11 protein-coding genes, 1 pseudogene and 1 riboswitch are annotated in these 14759 nt (G+C 47.6%); of the genes and pseudogenes, 8 read left to right on the top strand and 4 right to left on the bottom strand.

The window, feature by feature from the left end; all coding sequences use genetic code 11:
• Positions 1 to 39: 39 nt before the first annotated feature.
• The 4 genes from B2Q61_RS09725 to B2Q61_RS09740 all read right to left on the bottom strand — a co-directional run bounded on the left by B2Q61_RS09725 (position 40) and on the right by B2Q61_RS09740 (position 5896).
• On the bottom strand, positions 40 to 339 hold the full coding sequence (locus tag B2Q61_RS09725; protein ID WP_046559155.1) for a PilZ domain-containing protein: 300 nt from the start codon (positions 337 to 339) through the stop codon (positions 40 to 42).
• 104 nt (positions 340 to 443) lie between these two features.
• Positions 444 to 4337 (bottom strand): ATP-dependent RNA helicase HrpA, encoded by a 3894-nt coding sequence (gene hrpA, locus B2Q61_RS09730; protein ID WP_290619531.1) that lies wholly within the window; start codon positions 4335 to 4337, stop codon positions 444 to 446.
• 62 nt (positions 4338 to 4399) lie between these two features.
• Positions 4400 to 4819: a CBS domain-containing protein gene (locus B2Q61_RS09735; RefSeq protein WP_290619529.1), complete on the bottom strand. Its 420-nt coding sequence runs from the start codon at positions 4817 to 4819 to the stop codon at positions 4400 to 4402.
• A 63-nt stretch (positions 4820 to 4882) separates the two neighbouring features.
• Entirely contained in the window at positions 4883 to 5896 is a 1014-nt protein-coding gene (locus tag B2Q61_RS09740) for an isoaspartyl peptidase/L-asparaginase family protein (protein ID WP_290619527.1), read from the bottom strand.
• 170 nt (positions 5897 to 6066) lie between these two features.
• On the opposite strand from B2Q61_RS09740, the gene B2Q61_RS09745 reads away from it, so the two are divergent.
• From B2Q61_RS09745 to thiH, 8 genes and pseudogenes are all read left to right on the top strand, one after another.
• Positions 6067 to 7251 carry a tetratricopeptide repeat protein gene (locus B2Q61_RS09745; RefSeq protein WP_290619525.1) on the top strand — a complete coding sequence of 395 codons (1185 nt, stop codon included), beginning with the start codon at positions 6067 to 6069 and terminating at the stop codon, positions 7249 to 7251.
• A gap of 84 nt (positions 7252 to 7335) precedes the next feature.
• The gene (locus B2Q61_RS09750; RefSeq protein ID WP_290619524.1) at positions 7336 to 7515 is read left to right on the top strand and encodes a hypothetical protein; all 180 of its coding nucleotides are present in this window, start codon (positions 7336 to 7338) and stop codon (positions 7513 to 7515) included.
• Positions 7516 to 7589: 74 nt separating this feature from the next.
• Positions 7590 to 9023, top strand: coding sequence for an exodeoxyribonuclease I (gene sbcB / locus B2Q61_RS09755; RefSeq protein WP_290619522.1), 1434 nt, complete (start codon positions 7590 to 7592; stop codon positions 9021 to 9023).
• A 56-nt stretch (positions 9024 to 9079) separates the two neighbouring features.
• Positions 9080 to 9190: riboswitch (TPP riboswitch) on the top strand.
• 94 nt (positions 9191 to 9284) lie between these two features.
• Positions 9285 to 11048 (top strand): annotated as a pseudogene (gene thiC, locus B2Q61_RS09760) (phosphomethylpyrimidine synthase ThiC); the annotation flags it as partial.
• 25 nt (positions 11049 to 11073) lie between these two features.
• Positions 11074 to 12615 (top strand): thiamine phosphate synthase, encoded by a 1542-nt coding sequence (gene thiE, locus B2Q61_RS09765; RefSeq protein ID WP_290619518.1) that lies wholly within the window; start codon positions 11074 to 11076, stop codon positions 12613 to 12615.
• Entirely contained in the window at positions 12596 to 12796 is a 201-nt protein-coding gene (gene thiS, locus B2Q61_RS09770; protein ID WP_290619516.1) for a sulfur carrier protein ThiS, read from the top strand. Before thiE ends, thiS begins: the two co-directional genes overlap by 20 nt.
• A gap of 1 nt (position 12797) precedes the next feature.
• Positions 12798 to 13565 (top strand): thiazole synthase, encoded by a 768-nt coding sequence (locus tag B2Q61_RS09775; protein WP_290619514.1) that lies wholly within the window; start codon positions 12798 to 12800, stop codon positions 13563 to 13565.
• Entirely contained in the window at positions 13462 to 14700 is a 1239-nt protein-coding gene (gene thiH, locus B2Q61_RS09780) for a 2-iminoacetate synthase ThiH (protein WP_290619512.1), read from the top strand. Before B2Q61_RS09775 ends, thiH begins: the two co-directional genes overlap by 104 nt.
• Positions 14701 to 14759: the final 59 nt, after the last annotated feature.

Consider the following 14759-nt stretch of genomic DNA (forward strand, 5'->3'; position numbering starts at 1 on the left):
ATTTTGCTGAAAAAAACTAACCTGCTAACTATAAGCAGGTTAGTTTAATTCCATAAAAGCCAGACCGATCTGATAGCCATCTTCGCTTTCCTGCGCGCATCTAACTACTTTAGCCGTGGCATCCAGCGGTGGGATACTGGCGTTATTAGACTCCAGGCGCACTTTGATTAACGTTCCCATTTCCAATGGCTCGTCAATATCAACTGACATACCAGAGGCGCTCAAGTCACGACAAACCCCATCTATGGTTCGGCCTGCTTCAGGATCGTTTAGCAGTAGTTGTACATCTGCATTCACCATCATTCTGAAATAATGCCGTCCATCGCCTTTTGTTAACATAACTTTCCCCTGTCAATACAACAATACTATTTATAGAACTTTCCGAACAGTGTGTAAAGTGTCATCTGACACCCGCGGCATCAGAGGGCTAATTCAGCCACAGCTTAATTTTTAAACTCGGCTACCGCATGCAATATCCGCTTTACCGACACCGGATAAGGCGTACCCAATTGCTGAGCATGCAGTGATACCTTAAGCTCCTGCAACATCCAGTAAATATTGTGCAACGTCTCTGGCACTATAGCCCCACCAGCGTATTTGCCCAATACGTTGTTATAAGCATCCACTGCTTTTTGATATTCGTGCATCAATAACCGGTCCCGCTGTGGGTCAACCGGTAACTTCTCTAACCGTTTTAACATTGCTTGTAAATACCGCAGGATATCCGGTAACCTGGTTGCGCCATGCTGGCTGACAAACCCTTTGAACACCAATTCATTAAGTTGTTGTTTGATATCACCCTGCGATTGAATATGAGCCAAATCTACTTTGCCTTTCAGGCGCTTTTGGATATCGTGGCTCAGGGTTAAAATTTGTTCAACCTGTAATGCTATCGCCACTACCGTATCACCCAGTTCCGCTCTTACCTTGTCCCGTAATATCTTAAATTCCTGACCCGTTGTAGGCGTATCACCTGTCGCAATCAATGCATCTACGCCAGCAGCAATGCAATCGTCAATCAGCTCCAACACCCGGCCAAAAGGGTTAAAATACAACCCCAGTTTTGCTTTATTGGGTAGCGACTCCTGTAGATACTTTACCGGCGACGGTACATTTAGTAACAGTAAACGTCTCAACCCCTGCAACGTCACTTGCCTTGCCTGCTGCGGGTTATCTAACAGCTTTATTGCCACCGAATCCCGTTGGTCAACTAAGGCAGGAAACGCTTTAATTTCGTATCCCGCCTGCAATTTAACATACTCTTCGGGCAGAGCGCCAAAACTCCACTGAGTCAGATTTTCCTGTTCAATACCCTGCTCGGCAACCTGACTGAGACTTTGCTGCACCTCGCCCTGCAATCCCTGCTTTAATATGGACAAAGACCTGCCTTGTTGCAGCGTTTTACCTGCTTCGTCCACTACTTTGAAGTTCATAGTCAGGTGGGCAGGAATACCCGATAGATCCCAGGCATCATCCGGGATCGTCACCCCTGACATCCTCTTTAAACGCTGACTGATTACCTCAATAAGCTTACCCTGTTCCGGCGCTATCAACTGCATTAATGCGTCAGCATAGTTTGGAGCCGGAACAAAGTTTCGCCGGTATTGCTTTGGCAGCGACTTTATTAATGCGACCAGTAGCTCATGACGCAGTGCCGGAATAAGCCAGTCAAACCCGCTGTCATCAATCTGATTTAGTAATGCCAGTGGTATAACGACACTAATGCCATCATCAGGTTCGCCGGGCGCAAAATGATAGTCCAGTGGCAACGTTACATTACCCTGATGCCAACTTTCGGGGAATTTATCAGTGGTAATATCGCTGGTATCACGATTGAGCAGACTGTCGGGATCAAAATTTAAAAAACCGGGGGCAACAGCACGTTGCTTTTTCCACCATTTAGCAAAATCGATGCGATTATTCGCCCACTGTGGAACTTTCTCTGCGTAAAAAGTAGCTAAGGTATCCTCATCAACCAGAATATCGCGCCGGCGTGATTTTTCTTCCAGGGCGGTGACATCGTCAATCAATCGCTGATTGAAGCTCAGAAATGCGTCATTAGTGCCTAGCTCCTGATTAACCAGTGCCTCCCGGATAAAGATCTTATGAGACACCACTTCATCTATTTTACTGTAAAGCACTGCGCGTTTTGGCACGATGACCAGGCCGTATAGCGAAACTTGTTCAAACGCCACGACCGCACCACGTTTTTTTTCCCAGTGTGGCTCGCTGTAACTGCGAGTAACTAAATGGGCTGCCAGGGGCTCTATCCACTCCGGTTCAATTTTGGCCAGGCTGCGCGCATACAGTTTACTGGTCTCAACCCATTCTGCGGCCATTACCCATTTGGGCTTTCGCTTAAACAAATGACTGCCCGGAAAGGCATAAAAGCGCGTTTGACGTGGTCCAAGGTAATCGGCGTCAACATCTTTAAAACCTACCTGCCCCAGTAAACCGGTTAACAACGCGCTATGCAGTTGTTGATAGCTTGGCGGGCTGCCATTGATAATAAGGCCCTGCTCTTTTGCCAGCTGACTGAGCTGGCTGACTAAATCCTGCCATTCTCTGACCCGCAGATAGTTTAAGAACTCCTGACGGCATAAACGCCTGAATTGATTGTTGCTCAGATCATCCTGCTGTTGCTGCAAATAGGCCCAAAGTTTCAGCCAACTGCTGAAATCGGAGTCGGGATCAGCAAAGCGGCCATGGCATTCATCGGCTTTTTGTTGCTTATCGAGCGGCCGTTCGCGTGGGTCCTGAATAGAAAGCGCCGCAACCACTACCAGCACTTCCTGCAGTGCCGCGTTAGTGCTTGCCGCCACCACCATTCTGGCCAGGCGGGGATCGATGGGTAACCGGGCGAGTTGCTTACCCAAAGCCGTTAAGTTTAATTTTTGTCGGCCACGTTGTGGCTCGATTGCACCAAGCTCTTCCAGTAATTTAATACCATCATTGACAAAGCGATTATCCGGGCGTTGCAAAAACGGGAACGCATCAATATCACCCAGTCCTAACGCCAGCATTTGCATGATAACAGAGGCTAAATTAGTCCGCAGAATCTCCGGATCGGTAAACTCTGGCCGGCCATTAAAATCTTCTTCACTGTACAACCGAATACATATACCAGCTGCCACCCGGCCACAGCGCCCCTTACGCTGATTGGCACTGGCCTGGCTGATGGCTTCTATCGGCAGTTGCTGCACTTTTGAGCGATAGCTGTAACGGGATAACCGAGCCGTGCCGGGATCAATTACATAGCGAATACCCGGTACTGTCAGTGACGTTTCCGCAACGTTAGTCGCCAGTACAATCCGTCGCCCGGTGTGGCCTTGAAATATCCGGTTTTGCTCTGCTGCGCTTAACCTGGCATAAAGCGGCAATACTTCGGTGTGAGGTAATTTTAGTTTTTCCAGGGCATCAGCTGTATCCCGAATTTCCCGCTCGCCGTTTAAAAAAATCAAAATGTCACCAGGTGGCTCCCGGTATAATTCTTCCACTGCATCAAAAATACCCTGTAACTGATCAGCGTCTTTATCTTCCTGATCGGTATAGGGCCTGTAACGGGTTTCCACCGGATAAGTGCGGCCCGAGACTTCAATAATCGGCGCATCAAAAAAGTGTTTTGAAAAACGTTGCGGGTCAATAGTAGCAGAGGTAATGATTAGCTTTAAATCCGGCCGCTTTGGTAAGAGCTGCTTCAAATAACCCAGCAAAAAGTCGATATTGAGGCTACGTTCATGGGCTTCATCAATAATAATAGTATCATACTGATTTAAAAAGCGATCCTGTTGCATCTCTGCCAGTAGCACACCGTCAGTCATCAGTTTTATCAGGGTCTGATGTGTTGTGTGATCTCCAAATCGAATTTTATAACCAACCTGCTGCCCTGCCTGACAGTTAAGTTCCTGGGCGATCCGGTCAGCGACGCTGCGGGCCGCCAATCGCCGTGGTTGAGTATGGCCAATAGTGCCGGCTACGCCGCGTCCAAGCTCCAGGCATATTTTTGGTATTTGCGTTGTCTTGCCTGAGCCGGTTTCACCGGCAATAATGACCACCTGGTTGGTAGCTATAGCGGCTTTAATCTGATCTTTACTAGCAACAACAGGTAACTCTGGCGGATAATTAATAACAGGCATAGCGGCTTGACGCTGTTGTCGCTGGCTGACAGAGCGTTGAATATCTGCTGCTATTTTTTGCAACACCGGTTGCTGATCGGCCTTACCGCTCATTTTTTTACTGTTTACCAGGCGACGACGCAGCCGGTATTGATCCTGCATCAGGCAATCGCTAAGTTGGGAATATAAAGTTGTAGCAGTTACTACGGGCTCAACTGACAAAATAACACCCTCAGAAATCAGAGGGCGTCATGCTACCAAGCTAGCGGGGTCAAGGTCTAGCGTTAAACAACGCTTCGGTAATGAGAATGTAATTCTTTGTCAATCGCGGCCAATACATCAGAACGGGTAATAATTCCCAGTAAGCCACCATTGTCATCCACCACCGGGTAGAGTTTAGGCTTAGTTTTCAGCATCATCTGAGCTAAGTCGATAATGCCATCATAGGATTTTACGGTTAATACATCGGTATTCATCACATCGCTTACCCTGGCGGCCTGCTGATCATGATAGGTTGACATCAACATTCTGGCCAGGCAATCCTGTTCGGATACAAAACCGACAATTCTGTTGCTAAGGTCAACCACAGGCCCACCGGTCTGCCGGCCTTTTATTAATAGGGCCACAGCCATTTCAACCGGCATATCAACCGTAAAAGTCACCGGATGACGATGCATATAGTCAGCTACTTTCAGTAAGTCCATACGTTCCCCTTTAACACATCAAACTACAGGCAGCGCCCACTAAATAGTTTAGCTAATAATGGGTTAATTGCTTATTTTTTCACTCTCATCAGCGAATATTTCAATCACAGTGCCGCGATGGTTACGTTTAGCCCGATACATACCCGGGGTATTAAACGCCCAGCTAAGCTCACCCTGGGCATCAACCACAATAACTCCGCCCGTACCACCAGCATCCAGCAACTCCGTTATGACTTCTTTGGCTGCTACCGCCGCATTTTTACCCTGATATTTAACTCTGGCGCAAATATCCGATGCAACATTGTAGCGGATAAAATACTCACCGTGGCCGGTGCCAGATACGGCGCAACTGGTATTGTCGGCAAAGTTACCGGCACCAATTACCGGTACATCTCCCACCCGGCCCCAACGTTTGGCGGTCATCCCGCCAGTGGATGTTGCGGCTGCCAGATTACCATCCTTATCAATGGCAACGGCGCCAACAGTACCCATTTTCCAGTTTGGGTCCGGTATAATTGCAGCCTGATGCGGCACTGATTGCTGAGCCTGCCTGGCCCGCTTTAATGCTTCATAACGAAACTCGGTATTAAAATAGCTGTTATCCACTTGCTCCAACTGCTGGGCGAGGGCAAATTGTTCTGCCCCCTTACCCGTTAGCATGACATGTTCAGACTTTTCCATCACGGCACGGGCAAGCAAAATCGGATTCTTTACGGTCGTAACACTGGCAACCGCTCCGGCATTCCGATCCTGTCCCATCATTATGGCAGCGTCCAGCTCATGGGTTTCCTCCCAGGTATAAACCGCGCCTTTTCCAGCATTAAACAATGGTGAATTTTCCAGCACAGTAACCGCAAGCGTCACGGCATCTACGCTACTCCCCCCAGCCGCAAGAAGCTCATAACCTTTGTTTACGGCTTCAGCCAGGGTAGCTTCATAGTTTTTCTGTTGTTCGCTGCTCATCTGGCTACGGTCTATGGTGCCGGCACCACCATGAATAACAATACCAACGGGCGGTGCTGCTGCCAAAATCGTTGCAGGCATACCTAGTGCAAGAATCAGTAGTAGTCGTTTCATTGTTTGCTCCATTCATTTATTTTTGATGTTCTTTTTACGTGATTTATCAGCAAGTCACAATACATTGTAAAGCTCTGTTACCGTATCAACCCTGCTATACAATATCTTGAATGCAATCTTTAACCAATAACATGGTCTATTATTAAGGTGTTTAAGTTCGGAGTAGTATAATGCGTCCTTTAACTGCCACTATGTTGGCAATATCATTGCTTATCTTGATGTCATGCCAGCATACCCCCGCTCAATGGCAATTAAAAAAGCCGCAAGATTTATTAGTCGACCAAGCCTACTTTCAGGGTCAGTTGCATGCTGTGCAAACTGCAGACGAAATATTTCGCTTGCCTCAGGCTAACAAACAAGAACTTAGTCAACTCAAACTGGAACGAAAGGATATCGCTGAGTATTCTACTGCTATCCTGGCGTATATTCAGGCCTATACCAACGGAGCCTTGGCATACAACCAAACGAAAACCAGAGCCGTCAGCGAGACACTCGCAACGGGTGAAGCAAATTGTTTAAGCCTGTCAATTTTGGCCTATAGCATAGCAAAAGAAGTAGGGCTGGAACCTGTATTTCAGGACGTCGCCATTCCTGAATATTGGAGCAGTGGCATTAACCAGATCTGGTTGAGTGGCCACATAAATCTGAAAATACTTCAAAATCGACAACTGAATTACGGCTCTGGCATGGTTCTGCTTGGCAACGATATTGTTATTGATTTTGATTCCATCACGTTGAAACAGCGTTTTACTACAAAAAAGATAAGCCCTCAGCGGGTTTTAGCAATGTTTTATAACAACAAAGCAGCAGAATACTTTGACCGTGGTAATTTTGCCCAAACTTATCGGTATTATCTGGCTGCAATTAAGGCAGATCCTGATTATCCGGCTACGTGGTCAAACCTTGCGGTGCTGTATCGACAACATCATCGCTATTCGCTGGCAGAACACGCGTATCATCATAGCTTAGCATTAAACCCAAAAGCCATTAATACACTGGCGAATCTTGCTATGCTATACCGGTATATGGGTAACGAAAATAAGGCAGTCCGCCTTGAACAACAAGTGCATGAAAAGCGCAAAGCTAATCCATGGTATTACGTGATGCTTGGTAATGAAGCATTAAAATTTAATAATCCAGAAAAAGCGATTAAATTATTCCGCCACTCACTTAGCTTAAATATCAGTATGCATGAAGCTTATTTTGGTCTCGCCAAGAGCTATTTTGCGTTAAATAATACCCATAAAGCCGCTTATTATCTTAGTAAGTCCAGGCGTGCTGCATTATCAAATGAGGATAAAGAACGCTATCAGCATAAAATTGATACGCTGGATCGATTGGCAAGTGCGGGTTAGTACGGTATGTTTTTAGCCAGTCATCGTTGCGTTATAAACAGATTTGCCTATACTTTAACTCAGTTTTGTTATTGATTTAAATCCATGCGAAAAATTATAAATTCAGCTGATGACGCACTTTCTGAGCATGATTCACCTGTCAAAAAGCCAGTTAAGCCGCTAACGCATCGGGATGCAGAGGCAGCAGCGCCTGAAGACAATTCTGTTTGTGGAGAAGAAGATCCAGGTTCTGCACTGGAGAGTCTGATGGACCCGGACAAATAGCATAACTGCCTTTCATTGGTGTATTATCCATACATTAATGCACGCCCCAAATTCACTTCTTAAAGAATTAAAATATGTCTAAACAGATGTCTTACTATTTTCATGACTATGAAACCTGGGGCGCAGATCCTAAACGCGATCGTCCAGCTCAATTTGCAGGCATTCGCACCGATTTAGAGTTAAATATTATCAGTGATCCTGACGTCTGGTACTGCCGCCTGGCAAATGATTATTTACCCCACCCACAAGCAGCGCTAATTACCGGACTTACCCCGCAACTTTGTAATAAAAAAGGGCTTAGCGAAACCGATTTTATGCAAAAAATCGTTACACGTTTTAGCGAAGCCAATACCTGCGTTCTTGGCTATAACAGTCTGCGGTTCGATGATGAAGTATCGCGCTATAGTTTATATCGTAATTTTTTTGAGCCTTATGGCCGGGAATGGCAACATGGCAACAGCCGCTGGGATTTGATAGATGTTGTCCGCGCCTGTTATGCACTGCGCCCAGAAGGCATTAACTGGCCATTGCGAGAAGATGGCAGCCCTAGCTTTAAACTGGAGCATTTAACCAAAGCTAATGGTCTGGCGCATACCCAAGCACACGATGCGTTGTCTGATGTTTATGCCACTATTGCTATCGCAAAACTAATAAAAGAAAAACAACCTAAACTTTTTAGCTATTTATTTGAACTACGGAAGAAAGCTAAAGTCGCCGAGCTGATAGACGTTGCGGGTTTAACGCCACTGGTGCATGTGTCATCTAAGTTTCCTGCCAGCTCAGGCTGTGTAAGCTGGATTGTGCCACTTGCCTTCCACCCCACTAACAAAAATGCAGTTATTTGCTATAACCTGCAAGCTGATCCCGCGCCATTGCTGGCTGATGATCTGGCAACGCTTACCTCTAAACTCTATACCCGCAGTATTGATTTAGCTGAAGGCGAAGAGCGACTTGGTCTGAAATTAATCCATTTAAACAAATGTCCGGTGCTGGCGAATGCCAAAACACTCAGTGTCGAGCGCGCCACGGCACTGGGCATCGACCGCGGACAATGCCTTGCAAATCTTGAATGGTTTAAACAGCATCGGCAGTTACAGCAAAAAGTAATAGAACTTTATCAACAGCCGGCTGATTACCCGGAGGAAACAAACCCTGACTACCAGTTATATCATGGTTTTATCAGTGATGCCGACAAACAAAAAATGCAGCAGCTGCACAACTTACCCCCTGAACAACTCAGCATAAACGCCCCACTTTTTGCAGATGAACGGTTAAACAGCTTGTTGTTTTTATATCGGGCACGAAACTATCCACAAAGCCTGAATGATAATGAGCAGCAAAAATGGCAGCGTTACCGCACTGATAAACTGATGCACGGCCTGGACAACCCTAACCTGACTATGGAAGCATTTAGCCTGGCGCTGGAGAACCTGGCTCATGAACATGCCAGTGATGAACAAAAAATGAAAATTTTAAAAGCCTTGTATTTGTATGTTCAAACTTTATAAACCAATGTATACAACGCTAAGTCTTGAATTTCTTAGCGAATACGTCAATACTTAGCACCATCTTGTCGGAGTGCCCAGCTGTTTACAGCGGGCTGAGACCGTGAAAACGGGATCCGTTGAACCTGATCAGGCTAATACCTGCGAAGGGAAACAAGGGGAAATACAGCACTTAATTAAGCAAAACCTTTGTGGTTTTGTTGTTTATTATATCCTGCCCCCACTCCGGACAAGCAATCCCAACTTGTATAACCGGAGCTTGCTATGTCTGAAAAAAAGTCTGATAAAACCTTAACGAAACGCGATTTACGTGCTCATGCCAGAGCCTATATTCAAGCGTTGCACGGCGAAACCTTTCCCGGTTCCACCCGCCGCTATCTGCAGTGTGAGCAAAGTGGCGTGCACGTGCCGGTACGGGATATTCAGTTAACCCCGACCCGTTTAGCCGACGGCAGCACACAGTTTAATGCACCCTTGTCTGTTTATGACACATCAGGACCATATGGCGATCCTGCACAAACGCCTGATGTACTAAAAGGCTTACCCAAATTACGCCTACCATGGATTAACAGCCGCAGCGATGTTGAGGTATCACCGCTGCCAGTGTTTGCGGAAATAAGTCTGGATGAACAAATCACTGAATTTGAACATCAGCCATTAAAAGCAAAAGCTGGTAAAACTGTAACGCAATTGCACTACGCCCGTGCCGGTATAATTACTCCTGAAATGCGGTTTATTGCCCTGCGGGAGAATATAACAGCGTCTGGGGACGGCGTCAGACGTCATCAGGGAGAAAACTTTGGCTCTGCGATGCCAAACCAGATTACGGCAGAATTTGTACGCCAGGAAGTGGCTGCCGGCAGAGCTATTATTCCCGCTAATATTAATCATCCTGAAGCAGAGCCAATGATTATTGGCCGTAACTTTAAAGTAAAAGTAAATGCCAATATTGGTAATTCTTCCGTCAGCTCCAGCATTGAAGAGGAAGTAGAAAAACTGGTGTGGGCGACCCGCTGGGGCGCCGATACAGTTATGGACTTATCCACTGGCCGGCGTATTCATCAAACCCGCGACTGGATCTTACGCAACTCTCCGGTGCCCATTGGCACCGTACCAATTTATCAGGCGCTGGAAAAAGTAAATGGTGATGTTAGCCAGCTCAGCTGGCAGGTATTTTATGACACCCTGCTAGAGCAAGCGGAGCAAGGCGTTGATTATTTTACGATCCATGCCGGAGTACTAAAGGATTATATCGCACTCACTTCAAAACGCGTAACCGGAATAGTATCGCGTGGCGGTGCTATTATGGCGCAGTGGACCCGGATTTTTAATCAGGAAAGTTTCCTGTATCAACATTTTGAAGATATCTGTAAATTATGTGCTGCCTATGACATTTCGTTGTCACTGGGCGATGGCTTACGCCCTGGCAGCATAGCTGATGCCAATGACGAAGCGCAATTTGCCGAGCTGAGAACCCTGGGAGAGCTGACCAAAATTGCCTGGCGTTATGATGTCCAGGTAATGATTGAAGGGCCTGGCCATGTGCCGATGCAGCTTATTCAGGAAAATATGACCGAGCAGTTAAAGCACTGTCACGAAGCACCGTTCTATACGCTTGGCCCGCTAACAACCGATATTGCTCCGGGTTATGATCATATTACCTCTGGTATTGGCGCAGCCATGATTGGCTGGTTTGGTTGTGCCATGCTCTGTTATGTCACGCCAAAAGAGCATTTAGGCCTTCCAAATAAAGAGGATGTAAAACAAGGGCTTATTGCTTACAAAATTGCTGCTCACGCGGCTGACTTGGCTAAAGGCCACCCTGCCGCACAGCAGCGCGATAATGCCTTGTCAAAAGCCCGTTACGAATTCCGCTGGCAGGATCAATATAATCTGGCGCTGGACCCGTTTACCGCCAAAGCTTATCACGATGAAACGCTGAGCCATGAAGGTGCAGACAGCGAACAGTTTTGTTCGATGTGCGGCCCCAAATTTTGCTCTATGCGGTTAAATCAGCAAGTGCAGCAGCAAAAACCAGCAGACGAGGCATTAAATGATGCCTGAGCAACCTGTCGCAAACAAACCCATTGTCTGGACTATTGCCAGCTCAGACAGTGGCGGCGGTGCCGGTATTCAAGCGGATTTGCTTACCTTTACCGCCCTTGGCTGCCACGGCTGCAGTGCTATCGCTGGCGTTAGTGCCCAAAACAGTATGACACTCAAACTCATAGAGGCTGTCAACCCTGCGCTGCTGTTATCTCAGCTTGATTGTCTGCTCAGCGATATGCCGCCTGCTGCCATTAAAATTGGTCTGATCCCGGATGAGCTGTTACTGCAGCTGCTGCGGCAATGGCTGGAACAAAACAAACCGAACCATTCGTTCAGGGTTATTGCCGATCCGGTGCTAAGCACCAGTAACGGCCATAACTTTGCCAGCGGCCCGCTTATCAACAGCTGGCGCAACTTGCTGCCGCTGCTGGACCTTATTAGCCCTAACCTGCCGGAATTAGCGCTACTGTCCGGCATGCCGGATGAGCCCGTTGCAGCTCAGGTAACACAGCTGGTACAACATGCTATGACAGCTGTATTGGTAAAAGGTGGCCACAGTACTGACGACGATGTGGTTACCGATCAGTTGTTTGAAAAAGACAGTTATTTCGAGCTTAAACACCACAGAATAATAACACCCCATGCCCATGGTACCGGTTGCGTATTATCCGCAGCTATTGCTGCGGCTTGCGCTCAGAATTACCCGCTGCATGATGCGGTTATTATCGCAACAGCCTACTTACAACAAGCGCTTGAGCACGGTTATCCGACTGGTAAAGGCGCGGGCTGTCTGCAACATCACAGCTGGCCGGCAGAGTATCGGTATTTTCCGACGCTGTACTGGCCAGAACATTGCGAACAACTGCCACCGCAGCGCCAATATGCTGGCTTTGCCAGCATGAATACGCCCATCGGTTTATATCCGGTTGTCGACAGTGTGCAATGGCTAAAACGATTGTTGCCACTAAAACCCGATGTGATTCAGCTGCGCATTAAACAGGGCTCTGAGAATGAAATTGAACAACAGATTGCCGAGGCGGTGCAGCTTAGCCACAATTATAATCTGCGGCTGTTTATCAATGATCATTGGCAACTGGCGATTAAATATGCGGCATATGGGGTGCATCTTGGCCAGGAAGATCTCGAACAGGCCGACCTTAATGCCATAGCACAAGCTGGCCTTCGGCTTGGCCTTTCCAGCCACAGCTATCTTGAACTGTTGCGGGCCAGGCAACTTAACCCTTCCTATATTGCGCTGGGTCATATTTTTGCTACCCAAACCAAACTGATGCCATCAAAACCACAAGGGCTAAAGCGCCTTGGCCATTATGCTGCACTGTGCCGCGATATACCAACGGTAGCCATTGGCGGCATTGATATGCAAAGGCTGGAGGCCGTAGTTAGCTGTGGCGTCGACGGGGTAGCGGTAGTCTCAGCGATAACAAAAAGCGCTAATCCTGAGTGCGCGTTCAGCGAACTGAGCCGTCAATTTAACCAATTTAACCAATTTAGCCGGGAGTCCCGTTATGCATATTCTGCTCAATGATCAGCCGCTGCAACTTAGCACCAACTGTTCCGTTAGCGAGCTACTACAGCAGCAACAGCTGGTAAGTGAAGGGCTGGCGATTGCGATTAATAATACTGTGATCAGTAAGCGCTGCTGGCCAGAGCACAAACTGCAAAGCAATGATAACGTGCAACTTTTTCAGATAGTTACCGGAGGTTGATATGTTACAGATTGCTGAGAAAACTTTTGACAGCCGGCTGCTGCTCGGTAGTGGTAAATTCGCAACTAGCCAACTGATGCAACAGGCTGTTACAGCCAGCAACTGTCAGTTGATTACCCTGGCAATTAAACGGCTGGAGCTGAATAAACCCCAGGATGATTTACTGGCACCGTTGCGCAAAATGGATATTCAGCTATTGCCCAATACATCGGGTGCTAAAACGGCCCAAGAAGCAATATTTGCTGCAGAGCTGGCGCGTGAAGCCTTGCAAACTAACTGGCTTAAACTGGAAATCCATCCGGATCCGCGCTATCTGATGCCAGATCCAATAGAAACACTGCTGGCAGCCGAGCAACTGGTTAAACTGGGTTTTATCGTCCTGCCTTATTGCAGCGCCGATCCGGTACTGTGTAAACGACTAGAGCAAGCCGGTTGTGCCGCAGTAATGCCACTCGGTGCTGCTATCGGTTCAAATCAGGGCTTACAAACCCGCGCCATGCTTGAGATTATTATTGAACAGGCCCAGGTTCCGGTCATTATTGATGCGGGCCTGGGTGCACCATCCCATGCGGCTGCTGCGATGGAGCTGGGTGCCGCGGCAGTGCTGGTCAATACAGCCATTGCCAGTAGCTCAGATCCGGTAGCAATGGCCGCGGCCTTTGCCGATGCAGTCAGAGCCGGTCGCCGTGCGTATCTGGCTGGGCTTGTTTCAACTGAGCAACAGGCTGTTGGCTCCAGCCCACTCACCGATTTTCTGGCAGCGCGATGAGGCCCGGGTAGTGAAAAAAGCAATGAGTTTCAGCGAGCAATGGCAACCACAACACTGGCAAAGCCTGCAACTACAAAGCCGTAATTTTTCTGTCAGTCAGGTACAGGCGGCGTTAACTAAAAACCGGCTGACTTTAACCGATTTACAGGCGCTGCTCTCGCCTGCAGCACTGTCATTACTGCCGCAGATGGCGATAAAGGCACAGCAGCTTACCCGGCAACGTTTTGGCTATACGGTGCAATTTTTTGCACCGCTGTATCTATCAAATTTATGTGCTAACGAATGCAGTTACTGCGGTTTTTCGATGAGCCAGCAAGTAAAACGTCGCACCTTAAATGTTGCAGAAATAGAGCAGGAATGTCTGGCGATAAAAGCACTGGGCATCGATCAGGTGTTGCTGGTAACCGGCGAGCACGAACGAAAAGTGGGTATTGAATATTTTTGCCAGGCACTACCGGTTATAAGACGCCACTTCAGCAGTATTCAGCTTGAAGTACAGCCGCTGACGACGGCTGAATACCAGCAGCTGAAAACTCTGGGGGTCGATGCCGTGATGCTGTATCAGGAAACCTATAATGCCACGGCATATCAGCAGTATCATTTAAAAGGCAAAAAAACAGATATCAGCTGGCGGCTGGATGCACCCGACAGAGTGGGCCAAGCCGGTATTGATAAAATCGGCCTGGGAATTTTACTGGGCCTGACCGACTGGCGTACCGATGCTATTTTACTGGCGCAGCATCTTATGTATCTGCAAAAACAGTATTGGCAAAGTCGTTTTAGTTTATCAGTACCGAGGATCCGCCCCTGCAGTGGTGGCAGCAATGTCGCTTACCCTATTAGTGATCAGGAACTGATCCAGCTAATCTGTGCTTTTCGGCTATTTGCCCCTGAGCTTGAAATCAGTTTATCGACCCGTGAGTCTGCTTTATTCCGCCAGCATGTTATCCCGTTAGCAATAACCAGTATCAGTGCTGGTTCGAAAACTCAGCCCGGTGGCTACAGTGTCGATCCGGATAATTTAGAACAGTTCAGCATTGACGATACCCGTTTACCAAAACAGGTTGCAACAGCGCTTACGCATCAAGGCTTACAACCCATATGGAAAGATTGGGATAGTTTTTTGGGAAGATAAAGCAAAAAGCCCACTCGATTGAGTGGGCTCTTTGGCTTTATTGGGAGCCTGGCGGTGTA

Source organism: Arsukibacterium sp. UBA5043 (assembly GCA_002415085.1).
Lineage (GTDB): Bacteria > Pseudomonadota > Gammaproteobacteria > Enterobacterales > Alteromonadaceae > Alishewanella.